Source organism: Pseudarthrobacter sp. AL07 (assembly GCF_029960665.1).
Lineage (GTDB): Bacteria > Actinomycetota > Actinomycetes > Actinomycetales > Micrococcaceae > Arthrobacter.
In genome coordinates this window covers 150,779-171,972 of sequence record NZ_JASBRB010000002.1, presented here as the reverse complement: position 1 = coordinate 171,972, position 21,194 = coordinate 150,779, and the positions used below count along the sequence as shown (strand labels likewise).

Genomic DNA, 21,194 nt, shown 5'->3' with positions numbered 1-21,194 from the left:
GCCAAACGTCACCCCGGACCTGGCTAATCCAGCAGCGCCCGGCGGAGGGTATCGAGGCCTACGGAGCCGATGTTCAGCGCCCGCGTGTGGAAAGCCTTGAGATCAAAACCGGGCCGGGTTTCGAGGTCGGCGCGAATCTGTTCCCAGAGGCGCTGTCCCACTTTGTAGGAGGGGGCCTGGCCTGGCCAGCCGAGGTAGCGGGTGAATTCGAATTTGAGCTGGCCTTCGCTGATGGGCAGGTTCTCCTTGAGGAAGTCGTAGCCCGCCTCAGGGGTCCATGTTCCGCTGCCCCAGCGTTCGGGGATCTCCAGTTCCAGGTGGACGCCGATGTCGAACACCACGCGGGCCGCCCGCATCCGCTGCATATCCAGCATGCCCATGTGGTCGCCGGGATCGGCCAGGTAGCCGAGTTCCTGCATCAGCTTTTCCGCGTACAGGGCCCAGCCCTCGCCGTGGCCGGACGTCCAGCAGATGTTGCGCCGCCACTTGTTGAGCAGTTCCCGCCGGTACGTGGCGGTGGCCACCTGCAGGTGATGGCCCGGGACGCCTTCATGGAAGACCGTGGTGGTTTCGGCCCAGGTGGTGAAGGTGTCTTCGCCGGCCGGAACCGACCACCACATCCGGCCCGGGCGCGAGAAGTCATCAGAAGGGCCGGTGTAGTAAATGCCGCCCTCGTCGGTCGGGGCAATGAGGCATTCGAGCTTCTTCATCACGTCCGGGATCTCGAAGTGCACGCCGGCAAGCTCGGCAACTGCCTTGTCCGAGAGTTCCTGCATCCACGCTTTGAGGGCCTCCGTTCCCTTGAGCTGGCGGGCCGGATCGTTGTTGAGGAGGTCCTTGGCCTCCGCGATGCTGGCCCCTGGCTTGATGCCGGACGCGACTTTTTCCTGCTCGGCGATGAGCCGGTCCAGTTCCTGGACGCCCCAGGCATAGGTCTCTTCGAGGTCGACGGCGGCGCCCAGGAACGAGCGCGAGGCCAGTGCGTAGCGTTCCCGGCCGACGGCGTCCTGCTGCGGGGCGGCAGGCAGCAGTTCCGTGCGGAGGAATTCCGCGAGGTCCCTGTAGGCACTCCGGGCAGCGGCAGCGCCGGCGTCGAGCCTTTCCTGCGTTTCGCCCGGCAGGGGACCGTCGACAGTCCGGGCTCCGGCGGCGAGCTTGGCGAAGAAGCCGTCTTCGGCGGCGTATTTGGTGGTCTGCTCGATGACGATGGAGACCTGGCGTTCGGCCGCGACTTTGCCCGCGTCCCGGGCGTGGCGCAGGGATTCGATGTAGCTGCGGAGAGCGCCGGGGACGTTCAGGGCGCGGCCGGCGATGTGCTCCCAATGTTCAGCGGTTTCGGTGGGCATCAGGTCGAAAACGGCCCGGATGTCCTGTGCGGGGGAGGCGATGTTGTTCAGCTCGGCCACATCCCAGCCCGATTCGTGGATTTCCAGCTGGAGGCCCAGCCGTTCCCGCATGGCGTCCAGGGTGACGGCATCAACATCGTCCTGGGGCGCCAGGCACTCCAGGGCGGCAAGGGCCTTGCGGGCCTCTGCTGCAAAACCCGCGATGCCGGCGGGGGAGTAATCCGGGTACTCGGTCTCGTGCCCCGGCAGCCCCAGCGTGGTGGCAAGCGACGGGTTCAGCCGGATGAGCGTGTCGGTATAGTCATCCGCCACGGCATCGATGGCGGAGTGCGGACGGGCGGCGGGGGCGGCTTCGGTAGTCACCCCACGAGCCTAACCCCGGCTCCGCCTCCACGCGCCGGGTCCCGGCGTCGGGGCGAGCCGCAGCTGCTGGCGGCGCACCCAGTCGCGGGCAGTAGGCTTCCCGGCGGCCACGGCGTCGCCGCTGCCCAGGGAAAGCACGACGGCGGTCAGCGCCGCGAGCTCCTCGGCCGACGGTTGCCCTTTGACCACAGAGAGTACTGGGAGTGCGGGCTCAAGGGTTTCGCTCCCCGGCTCAACCAACGCGGCTTCGACCGCCGGATCCTGCGCCATCACAGCGGGATGTTCCCGTGCTTCTTGGTGGGCAGGCTCGCCCGCTTGTCGCGGAGGGCGCGGAGGCCCTTGATGATCTGGCCCCGGGTGTCGGACGGTGCGATGACCGCGTCCACGTACCCAAGCTGGGCGGCCTGGTAGGGGTTCAGCAGTTCTTCTTCGTACTGTTTGATGACCTCGGCCCGTCGGGCTTCGACGTCCCCGCCGGCTTCGGCAACGGCGGCCAGGTCACGGCGGTACAGGATGTTGACGGCTCCCTGGGCACCCATCACGCCGATCTGCGCCGTGGGCCACGCCAGGTTCAGGTCCGCGCCGAGCTTCTTGGAGCCCATCACGATGTACGCTCCGCCGTAGGCCTTGCGGGTGATCACCGTCAGCTTGGGGACGGTGGCTTCGGCGTAGGCGTACAGCAGCTTCGCGCCGCGGCGGATGATGCCCTGGAACTCCTGGTCCTTGCCGGGCAGGAAGCCGGGAACATCCACCAGGGTGATGATGGGGACGTTGAAGGCATCGCAGTTCCGGACGAAGCGGGCGGCCTTTTCCGAGGCTGCAATGTCCAGCGTGCCGGCGAACTGCAGCGGCTGGTTGGCCACGATGCCCACGGTGTGTCCCTCAACCCGGCCGTAGCCGATGATGACGTTGGGGGCATAGAGGGACTGCATCTCCAGGAAATGGGCGTCGTCAACGATCTGTTCGATGACGGTGCGCATGTCGTACGGCTGGTTGGCAGAGTCCGGGACGAGCGTGTCCAGGGCGAGGTCGTCGTCGTTGATCTCCAACTCTTGATGGTGCTCCAGCACCGGAGCCTCGGCAAGGTTGTTGGACGGCAGGAAGTCCAGCAGTTCGCGGACGAACTCGATGGCATCGGCTTCGTCGGAGGCCAGGTACGTGGACGTGCCCGTGTTGGCATTATGCTGGCGGGCGCCGCCGAGGGTTTCCATGTCCACGTCTTCGCCGGTGACGGTCTTGATGACGTCCGGTCCCGTGATGAACATGTGCGAGGTCTTGTCCACCATCACCACGTAGTCCGTGAGGGCGGGGGAGTATGCCGCGCCGCCGGCGGACGGGCCCATGATGAGCGAAATCTGCGGCACCACACCGGACGCGTGGACGTTATTGCGGAAGATGTCGGCAAACATGGCCAGGGAGGCCACGCCTTCCTGGATGCGGGCACCGCCGCCGTCGAGGATGCCCACTACCGGGCAGCCGTTGCGCAGGGCGAATTCCTGGACCTTGACGATCTTCTCGCCGTTGACCTGGCTCAACGATCCGCCGTAGACCGAGAAGTCCTGGCTGTAGACGGCAACGGGACGCCCGTCCACTGTGCCGTAGCCGGAGACCAGCCCGTCGCCGAGCGGCTTCTTCTTTTCCATGCCGAACGCAGTGGAGCGGTGCACGGCCAGCGCGTCAAGCTCCACAAACGAGCCTTCGTCCAGCAGGAGGTCCACGCGCTCGCGGGCGGTGTTCTTGCCGCGGGCGTGCTGCTTTTCGATGGCTTCGGGGCCGGAGGGTTGTTCTGCACGGGCCTGGCGGTCGCGGAAATCGGCGATCTTTCCCGCTGTCGTTGTCAGATCGTGGCTCATCAATTGTCTCCGGCTCTGTAGCAGATTGGTGCTGTAACAATGTGGTGCTGCGTGCGGTGGTACCTGGTAGGTCAGGTGTGGGATTTAAGTAGATTCCACACAAAGGACGAACCCTGCTGGCTAGTCTAATGACGCATCTGCGTGGGACGACTGTAGAAAACCTACAATTTTCCGCACTTTCCAGCGGCCAGCCCATATGTTACTCACCAGTAACATACCTCGGCTACAGTGGAGCCATGACTTCCAGCAACGACGCAAGGTCCACTGCCGCAACGCCGTACCAGGCCGCCGGGTCCCTTCGGGGCCGCACCATTCTGATGTCCGGCGGCAGCCGCGGCATCGGGCTGGCCATTGCCACCCGGGCCGCGCAGGACGGTGCCAACATTGTCATGATTGCCAAGACCGGCCAGCCCCATGCCAAGCTGGCAGGCACTGTCTTCAGCGCCGCCGAGCAGGTGGAAGCCGCCGGGGGCCAGGCTCTGGCCATCGTGGGTGACGTGCGCAGTGACGACGACGTCGCCGGAGCCGTGGCGGCCGCCGTCGAACGTTTCGGCGGGATCGACATCGTCCTCAACAACGCGTCCGCGATTGATCTCTCCTCCACCGACGACGTGGACATGAAGCGCTACGACCTGATGCAGGACATCAACGTCCGCGGGACATTCCTGCTGTCCAAGCTGTCGCTGCCGGCGCTGCGTAAATCGGCCCACGCGCACATCCTGACGCTCTCGCCGCCCTTGAATCTTGACCCCTACTGGGCAGGCAGGCACCTGGCGTACACGATGGCGAAATACGGGATGAGCCTCACGACGCTGGGCCTTGCCGAAGAACTGAAGGCCGACGGCGTCAACGTCAACTCACTCTGGCCGTGCACCCTCATCGACACAGCGGCCATCCGGAACATGCCCGGCGGCCAGGAAATCGTCCACGCTGCCCGCGGACCGCGGGTCATGGCCGACGCAGCCCATGCCGTCCTGACCGGCAGCAACCTGGCCGGGACGCGCGGGGCCGGCAACCACGGGGGCAGCGCGGGTGCGCCCAGCGGCAACTTCTACACGGACGAACAGGTGCTCCGCGCGGCAGGTGTCACCGACTTCCGTCCGTACAGCCTCGGGGCAGCGGAGGATCGGCTGGTTCCGGACATATTTCTCTGAGCCGCGGGTTCCAGCCATGTGGCTGCGGGAACAGCCAGCGGCGGCGCTTGAGTCGATAGGATTCAACCATGGATGACGCACACACCCCAGGAAATCCGTTGAATCGCGGAGCCTTGGCGGACCAGGATTTCCTTGCGGCCACGGGCATCGCCAAGCTGGTGGTGGTGGACGCCACCGGCTCCACCAACGCCGACCTCCTGCGCTCGGTGACCGTTGAACCCAAAGAATGGCCGGACCTGTCAGTGCTGACAGCCGAGTACCAGACCGCCGCCCGGGGACGCCTGGACCGGCGTTGGGAGGCGCCTCCGATGAGCTCGGTGTCGGTGTCACTCGTCCTGCGGCCCGCCAACGCAGAGGGCAGGCCGCTGCCCACCCACAAGTATTCGTGGCTGTCCCTGCTGGGCGCACTCGCGCTGCGGGAGACGCTGACCGAGGCCGCGGGCATTCCGGCCGAGCTCAAGTGGCCCAATGACGTACTGGTCCGTGGCCGAAAGATCGCCGGAATCCTGGCCCAGCTGGGGCCAATGGGGGACGGTTCCGTTCCGCCGGTCATTTTGGGGACCGGCCTGAACGTGACTTTGACCGCATCAGAGCTCCCGGTGCCCACAGCGACGTCGGTTGCCCTGGAAGGGCCGCTGACCGTTGATCGGACCCTGCTACTCAAGAGCTACCTCGCCCATTTCACAGTGCTTTACCGCAGCTTCTGCAATGCCGACGGCGACCCCACCGCCGGGATAGCCGGCGGCGCGTCCCTCCACAAGCGGGTGGAGTCCGTCATGGTGACGCTGGGCAAGCAAGTGCGTGCGCAGCTGCCCGGTGACCACGAGATCATCGGGCACGCTTCGAGGCTGGACGAGTACGGCTCACTCCTGGTGGTGGACAAGGATCGCCGGGAACATGTGGTCACCGCCGGCGATGTAGTCCACCTGCGCCCGTGGGTCCCGCCCGGCCAGGGCGCCGAAAGCGGCTATGCGTAAAGGCCTCGTGCCGGGCGAGCAGGTCATTACGATCACCCGACCGCAGCCGAGGAAGCTGGCTGGCCCTGCCGCAGCCTTCATTGCGGCGCCGGCCGCGGCAGCCTTTGCCAGTGCCTGGACCGTGCGCGGCGAGGCGACCCGATTAGTGCCTGTGGCCTCCGCTGACTGGACGCCGTGGATCGTCCTGGCATGCGTCATGGCCGCAGCGTGGATATGGTTGGCATATTGCCTGCCTCGGCTCCTGCAGTGGCAGGCAACCCGGTACATCCTCACGAGCCGCCGGATTGTTGCCCGCTATGGCATGGTGCGGCGCCGGGACGAGCAGGTCAACCTCGCGTCGATCCGCCACGTCACGGTCCATCAGTCGGTGCTGCAGCGCATATTGCGCTCCGGGAATATATCCTTGGAAACCGGGTACCAAGGTGTGGTGGGCATCCAGGACGTCCCGGAAGCAGTACGGTTCCGGGACTTCGTGCTGGATGCAATCGACGAACTGCCCGCGGGCGGGGACCCGAGTACTGATGACATATCGGATTACACAGACGAAGCGTTGCCGTGGGAGTTGAGAGAAGGTGGAGACGATGAACGATGAGGACCAGCGGGACGAAGCGGACCTGCCGGCTCCCGCCGTGCCCGAAACCGCCCACCCGGCAACAGGCACCCTCTCTCCGGAACGAGTGGCTGCCAAGGCTCTCGAGGCCCGGCTGTTGGGCGGCGAACGGAAGCTGCGGCGACGTGAGGTGGCCGCCGGCGCAGGGCTGTCCCTCCTTTCGGCCCGGAAGCTGTGGCGTGCCCTCGGCTTCCCGAACTTCGGCGACGAAGACGTCGCCTTCACCGAACGGGATCAGGCTGCGCTGTCCACGGTGGTTGACCTGGTCCGCACCGGAGTGCTGACCGAGGAAGCCGCCATCTCCGTGACCCGGTCCATCGGACAGATGACAGACCGCATGGTGGTCTGGCAGATCGAGGCCCTGGTGGAGGACATGGTCCACGAGCAGGGCGTCACGGACGCTGTGGCCCGCAAGCGCCTGGTGAAGGAACTTCCCTCCCTACTGGACGCACTAGAGGAGATGTTGGTCTATTCGTGGCGGCGGCAACTCAATGCCGGTGTGCAACGCCTGGCCGTGCGCGCCGAAGCCGGCCTGCAGGCCAGCGAAGAAGGCCGCGACGGGGACGAAGACGACGCCCCGCTGCCGCTGGCCCGCGCCGTCGGCTTTGCTGACCTCGTTTCGTATACGAGTCTCTCCCGCCGGATGAATGAAAAGACCCTCGCCCGGCTGGTCCAGCGCTTTGAGAACAAATGCGCCGAGATCATTTCCGTTGGCGGCGGGCGGCTGGTCAAGACGGTAGGCGACGAAGTCCTGTATATCGCGGAAACTCCGGCTGCCGGAGCCGAGATCTCGCTGGCCCTGGCACAGGCGTTCACCGAAGACGAGATCCTGCCGGAAGCGCGGGTGGCGATGGTCTGGGGCAGGATCCTGTCCCGGCTGGGGGACATCTACGGACCCACGGTCAACCTCGCCGCCCGTCTCACTACGTTGGCGGATCCGGGAACGGTCCTGATCGACTCCATGACTGCATCCGCGCTGGACCAGGACAAGCGCTTCATTCTCGTTCCGCAGCCTGCTGAAAATGTCCGCGGGTTCGGCGAAATCCATCCCGTGCTCTTGGCACGCGGTCAAGGAAAAGGCCTGGTCCTCGACTAGCCGGAACTGGGACAGCCCCGGGAGCCATGGAATACCCCATTGCTTAGCGTCAGGGACGTGTTTGTCCCTGACCTGCAGGTTTATCCAGTTGTTGGCGTATCGCGCTATAGTCGACCGTGGCGGGCTCCCCGTCCCGCAGGATTAGGGGAGCGCTCCCCATCGCGGCAGCAGCCATGCTTCGGTAGGCTGACGCGGGGAACAGAGAGCCCGGTATCGGGTCTTTGGAGGGGTCGCCACGGGGGCAGCCACACAATTGAGGGAAAAGTAACGCTGTGACATCACTGCTGGGGAAGTTCGGTCTCAAGAAGCGCCACAACAAGATCGTTACGGGTTCGGCCTTTGCCGCGGCAGGCGCTGTGCTGGTTGCCGGCGCGATCATTTATCCGGGGTTTAAGACCACTGAGGTGGAGTTGAACGACGGCGGCGTGTGGGTAGTCTCCAAGTCCAAGAATGCCGTGGGTCGTCTGAATTATCCCTCGCGTGTGTTGGATGGTGCGGTGACGCCGGCGAGTACCACTTTCGATATTCTCCAGAATGCCGGGGATGTGTTTGTGGATGATGAGACGGGTTCGACGTTGAACCAGGTTTCTCCTGCGAACATGCGTCTGGGCGGGGACAAGCAGCTGCCGGGTTCGGCGGAGGTGAGCTTCGGTGCGAGCGTGATCTCCGTGACGGACCCGGCATCAGGCAAGGTTTGGGCCGTGTCGCCGTCCACCGTTAATGGTTTTGACCAGGAAGCATCTGAGCCTGTGATGGTGGGTTCGGAGGGTTTGGTTTCTGCGGTTGGGGCTGATGACCGGATCTATAGTGCCGATCCCAAATCTGGTGCGGTGACTGTCACGGTGGTGGACGTGAATGGTGAAGTGGTGTCCGCTGATTCGAGTACGTGGGGTGAGTTGAAGGGTGCAGGGGACCTGCAGATCACGGTGGTGGGGGATAAGCCGGTGGTGTTGGATGCTGCTGCGGGGAAGTTGTTCCTGCCGGGCGGTAAGCGGTTGCAGTTGGATAATGCACGGGATGCGAAGCTGCAGCAGGGTGGTCCGGCGAGTGATTTTGTGGCGGTTTCGACGCAGAAGGCGTTGTTGAAGCAGCCGTTGGATGGTTCGACGGCGAAGACGGTGGCCTTTGATGGCGAGGGTGTGCCGGCGGCTCCGGTGCAGTTGGCCGGGTGTGTGCATGCGGCGTGGTCCGGGGCGAATAGGTATGTCCGGGACTGTGTTAATGATGCTGATGATAAGAACGTTGATGTGCCTAAGGCGAGTGCGTCGCCGTCGTATGTTTTCCGGGTGAATCGGGATCTGGTGGTCCTGAACGATGTGAATTCCGGGAATGTGTGGCTGGTGAACCAGAACATGCAGCTCGTGAACAACTGGGACGACGTTGTTCCCCCGAAGAACGAATCCGATGAGCAGGACCAGGAATCGGCGGACAACAACACCGTCAACGTCCTGCCGGACCGCACCAAACCGAACCGGCCGCCGGAAACCAAACCGGACACCCTGGGCGTTCGTCCGGGGCGGACCACCATCCTCAGCGTCCTGGACAACGATTCGGATCCTGACGGCGACGTCCTGACCGCCGCTGTCGGCGATTCAGGGCCCAAAGCCGGAACGCTGGAGAGCATCTACGGCGGCACCGCGTTCCAGATCTCCGTTCCCGCGGACGCTCGGCCCGGCGCCGAGACGTTCAGCTACAACGCCGCGGACGGCCGGGGACTTTCAGCAGGCGGACAGGTCACGCTCAACGTGGTGGGACCGGATGAAAATAAGGCGCCTGTCTTCAAACGCGGGGGAGACTCCACCACCATGCTGGTGGAACAGGGAAAAACCGTCAGCCAGAACATCCTCACCGACTGGGTGGATCCCGACGGCGACGACCTCGTCCTGCTGGACGCCAAGGCAGACAACGACCAGGACCAGGTCAAAGTCCGACGGGACGGGTTGCTCACGTTCCAGGACTCCGGGGCCACCGCCGGCAAGAAAAACGTAGAAGTCACCATCTGGGACGGCCGGGCAACGGTCACCGGCAAAGTTGTGGTGAACGTCCAGCCGCCGGGTGCCCTGGCACCGGTGGTCAACGCCGATCACGTCACTGCCGTAGTGGGCCAGGACCTGGTGATCGCGCCCCTGAAAAACGACGTCGATCCCAACGGCGGAGCCCTCCGCCTGGCACAGGTGGAGGCCAACGGTCCCGCCGAACTGGGCCCAGTCACCGACGGCGGTACGTTCACGTTCCGCAGCACCACTCCCGGTCCCGTCTATCTGACCTACATCGCCAGCAACGGCCCGCAAAGCAGCCAGGGCCTTATCCGCGTTGACGTGGAGTCCGGCAAGGACGCCGGTGACCCCGTGGCCGTCCATGACGTTGCGCTTATGCCCACCGGAGGCAGCGTGCTGCTGGATCCGCTGGCCAACGACTCGGATCCTTCCGGCGGCGTGCTGGTGCTGCAGTCCGTAAATCTCCCGGACAACACCACGGCTTCGGTGAGCGTGATAGACCACAGCGTCCTGCGCATCACCGATGTGCTGGGCACCAAGGATCCGTTCCTTTTTGAATACACCATGTCCAACGGCAAGAAGTCAGCCACCGGCAGTGTCTCAGTGGTCCCGGTCCCGGCTCCCGCCGTCGTCGAGGCGCCCCAGCCCAAACCCGACGAAGTGAACGTCCGGGTCAACGACGTCGTCACCATCCCGGTGCTAAACAACGACACGCACCCGCAGGGCCTGGAGCTGAGTGTGGACCCCGTGCTGCCGCAGGCAGTGGATGAACTGGACGGCAAGAGCTTCGTCTCGGAAAACACCCTGCGCTTTATCGCCGGCCCGCAGCCCAAGACAGTGCGCGCCATCTACAACGCCGTGGACCCGCAGGGCCAGAAGAGCGCCGCCGCCGTCACCATCCACATCCTTCCCTTGGAAGGCGCGGAGAACTCGCGGTCCCAGCCACAGAATCTGACCACCCGTGTGGTTGCCGCGGGAACGGTGCGCATTCCCGTCCCGCTGGACGGCATCGATCCCGACGGTGACTCCGTGCAGCTGACCGGGATCGACAGCACTCCTGCCATGGGAACCGCTACCGTGGGCAGCAACTTCATCGACTTCACCGCAGCCGGCGACGGCGCCGGAACCGACACCTTCCGCTACAAGGTGGTGGACCGCCAAGGTGCCGTCAACACCGGAACCGTGACCGTCGGCATCGCCCCGCGTGGCGAAACGAACCAAAAGCCCACTCCGGTTGATGACGAGGTCAAGGTCCGGCCGGGACGGCAGATTGCCGTCGACGCCACCGGCAACGACACCGATCCTGACGGCGACATCATCCGCATCTTCACAGACGGTATCGAGGCTGATGACGCCCTCCAGGCCACCGTCAGCAAGACCAGCGGCCGCGTCATCCTGACCGCCCCCGGCGCTGCCGGGACGGTCAACATCCGCTACACCATCGCCGACGACCGCGATGCCACCGCCCAAGCAACCATCCGCGTGGTGGTGGACAATGAGATTCCGCTCAAGGCACCCATTGCCCGCGACGACCGCGTGACCTCGGCCCAGGCGATGGGAAAAACTGCCGTGGACGTGCCGGTCCTCAAGAACGATGAAGACCCCGACGGTGTCGGCGAGAACCTCAAACTCAGTACCGAGTCACTCACCGCACGCCCGGGACCCGACGGGACCATGCTCGTGGACCTGACCGAACAGCCGCAGCTGATCCCGTACACCGTCGAGGACGTGGACGGCCAGAAGTCCACCGCCATCATCTGGGCGCCGGGGCTGGGGCAGCAGGTTCCCACCCTTGCCAAGGACGAGGTTATTGAGGTCATTGCCGGCCAATCCGTGAATGTTGATCTCAAGGAATGGGTTAAGGTCCGGGAAGGCCGCACGCCGCGGTTGACCCAGACGGACCGGATCAAACTCATCGGTTCGAATGGCAGCAACCCGGTTTCCGGTGACGGAACGGCACTGAAGTACACGGCCGGCGTTGACTACGTGGGCCCGGGCTCGCTGAGCTTTGAGGTTACCGACGGCACCGCCGTTGACGATCCTGCCGGGCTGAAATCTACTCTGAGCATCCGCACGAAGGTGCTGCCTGACCCCAACCGGAACAACCCGCCGGAACTCCTGGGCGCGAACGTTGACGTGCCGAAGGGCGAGTCTGCGGACCTGGACCTGGGCAAACTGACCTCTGACCCGGACAGGGACGATCTGGAGAACATGAAGTATGAGCTGGTCGGCGGCAGCCCGGCCAGCTTCAACGCCAGGATCGATGGCAAGGTGCTCAAGACGTCCGTGGACGGCGCCACTGCTACCGGCACTACCGGTGCGGTCCAGGTGAAGGCCAAGGACTCCCGCGGGCTGGAGGCAACGGCAACCTTCCAGCTGGCCGTCACGGCCTCCAACCGGCCCAAGCCCATTGCCAACGACGACATTGAACCCAGTGCGGCCGCCGGGAAGCCCGTCACTGTAAAGGTCCTGGCCAACGATTCGAATCCGTTCCCCGAAACTGCCTTGAAGATCATAGCTGCAGGCACCGAAACCGGAAGCGGCAACGTGGATGTTTCCGGCGATTCAGTTGTAGTGACGCCCGCGCCCGGTTTCACCGGGACGATGGTGGTGTCCTACACAGTGGCTGACAAGACGGAGGAATCTTCGCGGCAGGCGACAGCCCGCATCCGGCTCACCGTCAAGGACAAGCCGCTGGCACCGGCCACCCCGCAGGCCCAGAGCGTTGGAGACCGGACAGCACTTTTGAACTGGACCGCGCCTGCGGACCGAGGCTCACCCATCACCAAATACACGGTATACGGCGCGGGTTTCCGGCAGGACTGCCCCGCCAATACCTGCACCCTCACCGGGCTGGTCAATAACACCAAGTACGCCTTCGAGGTGACGGCCACCAACGAGTTCGGCGAGTCTGACCGTTCGCCTGCCTCGGCGGAGGTCAGGCCCGACGTCAAACCGGATACACCCCTGGCGCCGACCCTTAAGTTTGGCGACAAGCAGCTTGCGGTGAACTGGGCGGCTCCGGCGAGCAAGGGATCGCCGGTCAAGTCCTACGACCTGGAGATTTCGCCACCGCCCGCGGGACAAAACGCCCAGATCCAGAACCTGACCGCTGTCAGCTACGTCTGGAAGGGACTGCAAAACGGCGTGTCCTATAAAGTACGCGTCCAGGCCAGGAATGATGCCGAGGAACCGTCCGAATGGAGCGCGTACTCGGCAGCGGAAGTTCCTGCTGGTGTTCCGGCCACCCCGTCCGCGCCAACTGCGTCGCAGGCTGGGGCTGTGGGCGCGCAAAGCCAGCTCAAGGTCAGCTGGACCGCGCCGAACAACAACGGCGACGCGATCTCCTCGTACACCCTCACCACCCTGCAGGGCGGCGCAGTGGTTGCCACCCAACCGGTACCTTCAGGCACCACGCAGAACGTCACCGTGGACAACTCCGAGACCAACTACACCTTCACCGTCTCCGCCACCAACAAGGCCGGAACCAGCGGGACCAGTGCCCCATCCGCAGCCATCCGGGCCGCGGGAAAACCCGGCCAGGTGAGCAGCGGGACAGTGGCTGACACCGGTACCAGCGGCCAGCTCCGGGTGACGTTTACGTCGCTGACGCAGGCTCAGCGGAACGGATCAACGGAGACGGAGATCCAGTACAGTTACAACGCGGACGGCAAGTCGGGAAGTATCGCCGCCGGCGGTGGGACCATCGGAGGACTTACCAATGGCCGGGACATTACGGTCACGATTATCGCCACGTCCACCAAGAACAACGTCGCCGGCGACGCCAAGTCCATCGGGACGGGCAATCCATACGGACCGCCGAACGCACCCAACGTTGACGGAAAGACCTCGGCTAAGGGTGACGGTGACGTTCACTGGACCTGGAACAACCCGGCCGTCAATGGGCGCCCTTTGGATCACTTCGAGATCAGCTACGAAGGCGGCGCCTGGACCAGTGTTGGCCTGGCAAACCGCTACGACCGTCCGGCCGGTGGCTGGGACCAGGTCCGAACCCTCAAAGTCCGTGCCGTCACTGCTGCAGTGGGTCCTGCCGGCCAGGCGAACTCGCGTTCCGGAGCGGACCCCACACCACCGCCGCCCACGTCGTGGTCCATCACGGCGTCACCCGTACGAAGTTGCACCGAACCGCGCAAGGGTACCGACAGCTTCGTCGCCGGTAACCCGTCACAGTGCAACGGTGAAGGCAAGTGGCTTGACGCCGGCGCCGCCTCACAATCGGACCGCTACCAGGTCTGGTACAAGACGTCGAACAACCCGACGGGCATCTGGTACCACCTGACCAGCGGCATGGCCGCTGGCAACTGGCTCCGCTGCGACACGTCCAACCTGGGTTGCAACCCGCCGAACGGAATGCCCAACCGTTAGCGCAATACCGCCCGCACCAACACAGCGCAGGGGCTCCCGGCCCTACCAACCAGCACCAAATATTGAAAAGGACTTCCTTCATGACCATGACCACCGAGCAGGCCGAATGGTTTGCAGGCACTTTCGACAAGCTCGTCGCCAACGTGGGACAGGCGGTCCTCGGCAAGGACCATGTCATCCGGCTGACCTTCACCGCGATGCTGGCGGAGGGGCACGTGCTGTTCGAGGACGCTCCCGGCACCGGCAAGACCATGCTGGCCAGGGCCATGGCCGCCACTGTCCAGGGGTCCAATAACCGCATCCAGTTCACCCCCGACCTCCTGCCCTCGGACGTCACGGGCGTGACCATCTACGACCAGAAAACGCAGAAGTTTGAGTTCCACAAGGGACCCATCTTCAACAACATCGTCCTGGCCGATGAGATCAACCGTGCGTCGCCGAAGACCCAGTCGGCGCTGCTGGAGGTCATGGAGGAATCCCGGGTCACCGTGGATGGCGTCACTTACGAGGCGGGCCGGCCGTTTATGGTGATGGCCACCCAGAACCCGATCGAGCAGGCCGGTACGTACCGTCTGCCGGAGGCGCAGCTGGACCGCTTCCTGATCAAGACCTCAATCGGCTATCCGGATCACGCGTCCACGGTCCAGCTGCTCGGCGGCTCGAACCTGAAGGACCGCTCGAAAGAGATCTCCGCGGTGATCACCACCCAGGCCGTGGCGGACATGGCCGACCTCGCTGCCACCGTGCACGTGGACACGGCGGTCCTCGAATACATTTCCCGGCTCTGCGAAGAGACCCGCAGCGCGCCTGAAACCAGGCTGGGCGTTTCCGTGCGTGGCGCCATCGCCATGGTCCGCGCCGCCAAGGTCTGGGCCGCGGGGCAGGGACGGAACTTCGTCCTGCCGGACGACATCAAGGAACTGGCAGCCGTTGTATGGACGCACCGGTTTGTGATGGATCCGGAGGCTGAGTTCTCCGGCGCCACCCCCGAGGCTGTATTGGCCCGGGTCCTGTCCGACATCGCGGCACCGCAGCAGCGCGCCGCCGTCTGACGCTCCGACGGAGTTCCAGACCACCACTGACCAGCGCGAACAAAGGCACATTTATGTCCAGCAGCACTCCGTTGACCCGGCTTGCTGAACGTCTCCGTCAATCTTTCCAGCGGAACGGCAGATCCACCAGATTGCATCCCTCATCCGTTTGGGCCGAAGCCACCGGCACCGCCGCCCTTGCCCTCACCCCGGTGTGGGAGAAGGTCCGTGGCCTGTGGCTGCGCTACGTGTGGCCGGTCCTGTCGGTGGTCAGTGTCCTGGGCTGGTCGGTTCTGGCTGCCTCCATCCTGCTGTGGACCGCCGGCCAGGCTTTCGGTTGGCAAGAGGCCAAAGCTGCGGCCATCGCGGCGTGTGTCCTTTTCCTGATTGCCATCGGGTTCATCCTTGGCCGGTCCTCTTACAGCGTGATCCTGGACCTTGCCCGGACCCGTGTGGCCGTCGGGGACAGTGCGGTAGGAAGCATCGCCGTCTCCAACACCTCGGCCAGGCCTCTGCTGCCGGCCGCCCTGGAACTGCCGGTGGGCAACGCCACCGCGGTCTTCCACCTGCCCAGGATGAAGCCCGCGCAGGTGCACGAGGACCTCTTTACCATTCCAACCGCCCGCCGCGCCGTCATCGTGGTGGGCCCTGTTCGCTCCGTCCGGGCCGACCCCCTGCACCTCCTCCGCCGCCAGGTGCTGTGGACGGAACCGGAGGACCTGTTTGTACACCCGAAGACGGTGGCCCTGGCCGGTTCGGCCGCCGGATTCATCCGCGACCTAGAGGGCATGCCCACCACTGACCTGTCCAGCGCGGACGTGTCCTTCCATGCCCTGCGTGACTACGTACCGGGCGATGACCGGCGGCACATCCACTGGAAGACCACCGCCCGGACCAACAAGCTGATGGTGCGCCAGTTCGAGGAGACCCGGCGCGCCCACCTGGCCATCTCACTGTCCATCAACACGGACGAGTACGCGTCAGAGCAGGAATTCGAAATGGCCATCTCCGCGGCTGCCTCGATCGGCAGGCAGGCCATCCGGGAACAGCGCGAACTGGACGTCCTGACCCAAAAGGGGCCGCTGCGCTGCGAAACCGGGCGGAACATGCTGGACGACATGACGCGGATCGCCGGGGCACCCATGCGCCGGACCGCCGTCGACCTCGCCCGGAGCCTGGCCGACACGGTCCCCAACGCGTCCCTGGTCTTTTTTGTGGTCGGCAGCAATGTGACACCCGCCCAGCTCCGTTCGGCCGCGGCCTCCGTGCCGCTCGGCGTCAGGAGTCTGGCTGTGCGCCTCCACGTCGGTGCCGCTCCGGGCCGCGCGAACATCGCGGACCTGACAGTGCTGACGCTCGGCGACCTCGCTGACCTCGCCATCGTCCTCAGGAAGGCGGCCGCATGAGCTCCGCACCGGATTTCCGGCCGCGCCCGCAGCAGCGGCAGTACGAATCATCGTTCGCCGACGGCCAGCCGGTGTGGCATTTTGTGCTCGACGCCGGCGTCCTCACCGTCCTGCTGGGGTTGGGCCTGTTGGGCTTCAGCCTCAGCTTCGGCGGTGACCCCTTCTACCTGGTCTCGGGCTTCGGCGGCATCCTCCTGGGCCTCGGCATCGCCGCCGTCAACGCGCACCTGCGCCTGGGGTTACTGATTACCACGGCCCTCGCACTGGGGGCCTACCTCGTGCTCGGCACGCTCCTCGCAGTCCCGGACGCGGCGATTGCCGGTTTCGTTCCCAGCCTCGACTCCTTGCGGACCCTGCTCCTGGGCGTGGTGTTCGCCTGGAAAGACATGCTCACGGTGGGCGTTCCGGTGGGATCTGCCGGCGGCGTCCTGATCGTCCCGTTCCTGAGTTCGCTGCTCACCGCCTTGGTGGCCGGCATCCTCACCTGGCGGCTGAAAACCCCGTACTGGCCGCTGCTTCCCGTGCTGGTGCTGTTCGTCACGGGCATCGCCTTCAGCACCAACGCCGCCTTCCTCACGGTGGAGCGCGGCATCGGGCTCACCGTCATAGCGATCACCTGGGCCACCTTCCGCCGCGACGCACTGCGGCGCAGCGACACCCGCAAAGTGTCAGTCAACCGTCCGCAGACCGATGCCGCCACAGCCCAGCGGGCCAAGCTCCGCCGGCTGGGCACCGCAGCCGCCGTGATCGCCGCCAGCGTCGCCATTACGGCGGTGGCGGCGCCCCTGGTCACCGCCGGCGGTGACCGCAAGGTCCTGCGCAACGTGGTGGTCCCGCCGTTCGATCCCAAGGACTACATCACCCCCCTCGCAAGCTTCCGGACCTTCGTGAAGGACAAAAAGGACGACACTCTGTTCGTGGTCAAAGGACTGCCCCGGGACGGCCGTGTCCGGCTGGGGGCCCTGGATGCCTTCAACGGCACCAACTACAACATGGACCCCAACGGCTCCGGCAGCTTCAGCAAAGTAGGGGACACCGAATCCATCAACACCCTGGCCGACACCTCGGGCATCGTCCCCTCCAATGACTACTCCATCGACGTCACCATCCAGGACTACCAGGGCTACTTTGTCCCGGGCGGCCGGAAGACCACCGGCCTGAGCTTTGACCAGAGCGCCTCTGCCGCGGCGTCGGGCCTGTACTTCAATGCGGGCACCGATACCGCCGTGACCACACAGGGGCTGTCCAAGGGCGATTCCTACAGCGTCCAGGTGTCCGATCCCGTGAAGCTCGAACACGGCCAGCTGACCCAGTACGACTTCGCGAAGATCACGCTGCCGGACGCCGTCGAAGTCCCGCCGGTGGTGGGGTCACAGGCCAACGATCTCTCAGCCGATGCGCCGACCGCCATTGACCGGGTCCGCCAGATTGAGGCACATTTCCAAAAGACGGGTGCCTTCAGCAACGGCCTGGTCGCTGACGGCCAGTTGCCGAGTGTGTCCGGCCACAGCTCGTCGCGGATCAGGAACCTCCTGACCGCCAAGCAGATGCTGGGCGATGACGAGCAGTATGCCGTGTCCATGTCGCTGATGCTCCGCCACCTGGGGATCCCGTCACGGGTGGTCATGGGCTTCTACCCTGATCCGACCAGCCCGGAGAACGGAGCCGGTGAGGTAAAGATCACGGGCAAGGACGTCCACGCGTGGGTTGAGGTGGCGTTCGACCGGGTGGGCTGGGTCAGCTTCGACCCCACGCCGCCGAAGGACAATGTCCCCATCCCGCCGGACCCTGAGAACAAGTCCAAACCCAAGCCGCAGGTGCTGCAACCGCCACCGCCGCCGCAGGAACCGGCCGATCTGCCGCCGGATTCCTCGCCGGACGCCTTGGACGCCGACGAGAAGCAGAATAATCCGTGGCTCTTCTGGGGTGCCCTGCTGGGGGCCCTGGGCATTGCCCTGATCCCGCTGTCCATCCTGGCGCTGCCGCTGCTGCTGATCGCGCTCCTGAAATCACGACGCCGGAAGGCCCGCCTCACGGAGGGGCACCCCGCACAGCGTGTAGGAGGCGGCTGGAATGAAGTGGTGAGCCTCGCTACGGACATGGGTGCCGGCATTGACACGCGTGCAACCCGTCGCGAAAGCGCAGTGGTGCTCGCTGACTCGTTCCCCGCAACCGGTCAGACCACCACCATGCTCGCGCACCGCGCGGATGCCTCCATCTTCGGCGCCGGCCAGCCCAGCGAAGAGGAGGTCCGGGAGTACTGGACCATCGTGGACGGCTCGCTGAAGGAGATGACCGGAACTGTAGGGTTCTGGCGGCGCCAGCAGGCCCGCTTCTCGCCCCGGTCACTGCTGGCTGATGGCCGCAATGCCCTTAAGCTGCGTGGCGCCAGGCTCGGGCTGGGCCCGCTGGTGCGTCCGTCCGGCCAGGGTTCCCCCGGATGGCGGTCCGCCACCGGTAGGGTGGGGACCGGCCCGGACGGTGCCGGAACCCCGAATCCGGCAGTTCAGGACAGCGGACCCGGGACGGCGGCGGCTTCCGAGCCTGATGAGTCCACCGTTATGCGGAACCCTGGCAGGAAGAACTCCACTGAATCATGATGAACGAGGCCCAGCGCTGCCAGCGGTGCCAGCAACTGATCCGGCGCGGCGCCACATTCTGTCCGGCGTGCGGTGCTCCGCTTCCCAACAGGGCGGCACGCAGCGGACGCAACGTGGACCATGCACAGCGGGCCATGATGGAGCGTGCGGCGGCGCACGCCAGCCAGAATCCCGGTACTATCCCGGTAGTACAAACGGCTCCAGGGGGAGGAACGGGAATGGCAGCCAATCTTGAGCTTGTTCCGGCGACAGCAGGGAAAAGGCTCGGCGCAGCGGTGCTCGACTGGCTGGCCCCCGTCGCGGTCCTGGTGGTGACTTTCGCCATCGGGTTCGCGGGAATCACCCGCACCCAAAGCGGCGGCTTCATCATCTACGACACCCGATCGCTGGTCCTGTTCGGCAGCATCGGCCTGGGGCTGACACTGGTCTATCTGGCGGTCCTGGTGGGCATGGAAGGCCGCTCCGGGAAGACCCTCGGCAACCACGTCATGGGCATCCGCAGCGCTGACAAGGATGGTTACGCCCCCGGCGCAGGGGGAGTGTTCCTGCGCGGCCTCATCACCGGCGCAGGCATCATCCTGACGCTCCTGGCCGCCGTGGCCGTCGTCATCTTCAAATGGTTCGATGTGGCCGTCTTCATCCTCGGCCCGCTGCTGTTGATCGGCGCCGTGTGGGCCGTACTTGTGGTGGTTTCCAACACCTGGGACCGCGACGGCAGGCTCCGTGGCTGGCATGACACCGCCGCCAAAACACTGGTGTTCGACGTCAAGGACGGCCGCAACCCCATTACCTCCGGCGGCATCCAGGGACCGTACAGTTTCGCGCCCCTGGACCTCCCTCCTGTCCAGCAGGTCGCCTCGCCAGTCGCTGGGGCCGCAAAGCCGCCCCAGGTCGTGAACGCCCAGGCGGCCGTGGCCCAGCCATCGGTGCAGGCATGGCAGCCGCCGGCCCAACAACCCGTGCAGCGGTCCGCACAGCCGTCCTTCGCACCCCAGCCGTACGCGCCGCCGTCGTCCGCTCCTTTTCAGGCGCCGCAGGCGCAGACTGCAGCCCCGGCGGTTCCCGCGCCGGCCACCCGGACCCATCCCGATGACGACCTCGACCGTACGCAGATGCGCGGCGGCGCAACGTATGCGGCGCCCGTCGCCGTGCTGCGGATAAAGCTCGACGACGGCCGGGACTTCCAGCTCGACCGCAACGTCCTGTTGGGCCGGAACCCCCTGGGCCAGGCGGGGGAGCAGCAGGCCCAGTTGCTGGCAGTCAACGATCCCGGCCGCTCGATCTCCAAGACACACCTCCACCTGCTGACCGACGGCGCCGGCATCTGGGTGACGGACCGAAATTCCACCAACGGCAGCGCCGTCACCACGCCGGACGGCCGGCGCACGCCGCTGCAGCCGGGTGTACCCATCTTTGTCAGCCCGGGAGCCACTGTCCACTTTGGTGACCGTTCCTTCCACCTAGGACAGGCATGAACTCCCAGCCCGCCAGTGACTCAGCTGACGCAGACCACGGAACCGGCCTCAGCCTGAGTTACGGCTACGGCACGGACCGCGGGCTGCGCCGGGAATTGAACGAGGATTCCTTCATCGCCTCCGACCCCGTCTTCGCCGTGGCGGACGGCATGGGCGGACATGAAGCAGGCGAGATTGCCAGCGGCATGTGCGTCCGCGCCCTCGCTGCCATGCCACAGCTCGCCACCGGGGAGCGCAGCGTCACGGCGGCGGTGCTCCAGCAATACTTGCTCCGCGCCGACAGTTCCATCCGGGAGGTGACCGGTGCCCGCGCCGGGACCACGCTCACCGGGGCCGTTGTGGTGGAACAGATGGGCATGCCGTACTGGCTGGTCATGAACATCGGGGATTCCCGCACGTACCGGCTGAGCCAAGGGCACTTCGAGCAGGTCAGTGTGGACCACTCGGAGGTCCAGGAACTCGTGGATGCCGGTGAAATCACGCCTGAGCAGGCCACCGTTCATCCCCGCCGCCACGTGGTTACGAGGGCGCTGGGAACCGGGGACGAGACCGAAGCCGATTACTGGCTCCTGCCTGTTGAAGAAGGCGACCGGATCATGGTCTGTTCGGACGGGCTCAATGGAGAGCTGACGGATGAGCACATTTTCCGGATCCTGAGCACCGTGGGCCACCCGCAGGACGCCGTGGATGCCCTGATCCAGGCCGCGCTCCGCAATGGCGGAAGGGACAACGTCACCGTCATTGTGGTGGACGCCAGGAACGTGATGAACGACGGCGGCCTGGCCACCACAGCCCCCCGCCGCGCCGCTGATGCGGCAGAGGAGGACACCCTGCCCCGGGCACGGATTGTTGACGCCAGCCGGCCGGCCGGCCAGGACGACGAAGGAGGGGAACGCTGAC

Annotated in this window: 13 protein-coding genes; 10 read left to right on the top strand and 3 right to left on the bottom strand. The window is 65.4% G+C overall.

Translation table 11 applies throughout. The features are described 5' to 3' along the window. Nucleotides 1-23 precede the first annotated feature (23 nt). From QK290_RS02785 to QK290_RS02775, 3 genes are read right to left on the bottom strand one after another with little or no spacing between them, the layout of a single operon-like run. On the bottom strand, nt 24-1,709 hold the full coding sequence (locus QK290_RS02785; RefSeq protein WP_282329201.1) for a DUF885 domain-containing protein: 1,686 nt from the start codon (nt 1,707-1,709) through the stop codon (nt 24-26). Nucleotides 1,710-1,718: 9 nt separating this feature from the next. Beyond that, the gene (locus tag QK290_RS02780; RefSeq protein WP_282329355.1) at nt 1,719-1,979 is read right to left on the bottom strand and encodes an acyl-CoA carboxylase subunit epsilon; all 261 of its coding nucleotides are present in this window, start codon (nt 1,977-1,979) and stop codon (nt 1,719-1,721) included. Next, the gene (locus tag QK290_RS02775) at nt 1,979-3,562 is read right to left on the bottom strand and encodes an acyl-CoA carboxylase subunit beta (RefSeq protein ID WP_282329200.1); all 1,584 of its coding nucleotides are present in this window, start codon (nt 3,560-3,562) and stop codon (nt 1,979-1,981) included. Before QK290_RS02775 ends, QK290_RS02780 begins: the two co-directional genes overlap by 1 nt. A 236-nt stretch (nt 3,563-3,798) precedes the next feature. Here QK290_RS02775 and QK290_RS02770 point away from each other — a divergent pair, with 236 nt between their 5' ends. The 10 genes from QK290_RS02770 to QK290_RS02725 all read left to right on the top strand — a co-directional run bounded on the left by QK290_RS02770 (nt 3,799) and on the right by QK290_RS02725 (nt 21,193). Then, nucleotides 3,799-4,716 carry an NAD(P)-dependent oxidoreductase gene (locus tag QK290_RS02770; protein WP_282329199.1) on the top strand — a complete coding sequence of 306 codons (918 nt, stop codon included), beginning with the start codon at nt 3,799-3,801 and terminating at the stop codon, nt 4,714-4,716. A gap of 68 nt (nt 4,717-4,784) precedes the next feature. After that, nucleotides 4,785-5,693: a biotin--[acetyl-CoA-carboxylase] ligase gene (locus QK290_RS02765; RefSeq protein ID WP_282329198.1), complete on the top strand. Its 909-nt coding sequence runs from the start codon at nt 4,785-4,787 to the stop codon at nt 5,691-5,693. Further along, nucleotides 5,686-6,285: a PH domain-containing protein gene (locus tag QK290_RS02760; protein ID WP_282329197.1), complete on the top strand. Its 600-nt coding sequence runs from the start codon at nt 5,686-5,688 to the stop codon at nt 6,283-6,285. Before QK290_RS02765 ends, QK290_RS02760 begins: the two co-directional genes overlap by 8 nt. Then, entirely contained in the window at nt 6,275-7,399 is a 1,125-nt protein-coding gene (locus QK290_RS02755) for an adenylate/guanylate cyclase domain-containing protein (protein WP_141139924.1), read from the top strand. The genes QK290_RS02760 and QK290_RS02755 overlap by 11 nt, the downstream gene beginning before the upstream one ends. A gap of 272 nt (nt 7,400-7,671) precedes the next feature. Further along, the gene (locus QK290_RS02750; protein ID WP_282329196.1) at nt 7,672-13,782 is read left to right on the top strand and encodes an Ig-like domain-containing protein; all 6,111 of its coding nucleotides are present in this window, start codon (nt 7,672-7,674) and stop codon (nt 13,780-13,782) included. An 80-nt stretch (nt 13,783-13,862) separates the two neighbouring features. Further along, on the top strand, nt 13,863-14,834 hold the full coding sequence (locus tag QK290_RS02745) for a MoxR family ATPase (protein WP_282329195.1): 972 nt from the start codon (nt 13,863-13,865) through the stop codon (nt 14,832-14,834). Between the two features lie 53 nt (nt 14,835-14,887). Next, nucleotides 14,888-16,219 carry a DUF58 domain-containing protein gene (locus tag QK290_RS02740; RefSeq protein WP_282329194.1) on the top strand — a complete coding sequence of 444 codons (1,332 nt, stop codon included), beginning with the start codon at nt 14,888-14,890 and terminating at the stop codon, nt 16,217-16,219. Next, nucleotides 16,216-18,819 carry a transglutaminase domain-containing protein gene (locus QK290_RS02735; protein ID WP_282329193.1) on the top strand — a complete coding sequence of 868 codons (2,604 nt, stop codon included), beginning with the start codon at nt 16,216-16,218 and terminating at the stop codon, nt 18,817-18,819. The genes QK290_RS02740 and QK290_RS02735 overlap by 4 nt, the downstream gene beginning before the upstream one ends. Before the next feature lie 218 nt (nt 18,820-19,037). Next, nucleotides 19,038-20,294: an RDD family protein gene (locus QK290_RS02730; protein ID WP_282329192.1), complete on the top strand. Its 1,257-nt coding sequence runs from the start codon at nt 19,038-19,040 to the stop codon at nt 20,292-20,294. After that, nucleotides 20,291-21,193 (top strand): protein phosphatase 2C domain-containing protein, encoded by a 903-nt coding sequence (locus tag QK290_RS02725; protein WP_282329191.1) that lies wholly within the window; start codon nt 20,291-20,293, stop codon nt 21,191-21,193. The genes QK290_RS02730 and QK290_RS02725 overlap by 4 nt, the downstream gene beginning before the upstream one ends. Nucleotide 21,194: the final 1 nt, after the last annotated feature.

Coding starts and splice junctions, on each gene's coding strand:
- QK290_RS02730 (WP_282329192.1), top strand. CDS start 19,038: ATGGCAGCCAATCTTGAGCTTGTTCCGGCGACAGCAGGGAAAAGGCTC.
- QK290_RS02745 (WP_282329195.1), top strand. CDS start 13,863: ATGACCATGACCACCGAGCAGGCCGAATGGTTTGCAGGCACTTTCGAC.
- QK290_RS02780 (WP_282329355.1), bottom strand. CDS start 1,979: ATGGCGCAGGATCCGGCGGTCGAAGCCGCGTTGGTTGAGCCGGGGAGC.
- QK290_RS02770 (WP_282329199.1), top strand. CDS start 3,799: ATGACTTCCAGCAACGACGCAAGGTCCACTGCCGCAACGCCGTACCAG.
- QK290_RS02775 (WP_282329200.1), bottom strand. CDS start 3,562: ATGAGCCACGATCTGACAACGACAGCGGGAAAGATCGCCGATTTCCGC.
- QK290_RS02740 (WP_282329194.1), top strand. CDS start 14,888: ATGTCCAGCAGCACTCCGTTGACCCGGCTTGCTGAACGTCTCCGTCAA.
- QK290_RS02725 (WP_282329191.1), top strand. CDS start 20,291: ATGAACTCCCAGCCCGCCAGTGACTCAGCTGACGCAGACCACGGAACC.
- QK290_RS02765 (WP_282329198.1), top strand. CDS start 4,785: ATGGATGACGCACACACCCCAGGAAATCCGTTGAATCGCGGAGCCTTG.
- QK290_RS02755 (WP_141139924.1), top strand. CDS start 6,275: ATGAACGATGAGGACCAGCGGGACGAAGCGGACCTGCCGGCTCCCGCC.
- QK290_RS02760 (WP_282329197.1), top strand. CDS start 5,686: ATGCGTAAAGGCCTCGTGCCGGGCGAGCAGGTCATTACGATCACCCGA.
- QK290_RS02735 (WP_282329193.1), top strand. CDS start 16,216: ATGAGCTCCGCACCGGATTTCCGGCCGCGCCCGCAGCAGCGGCAGTAC.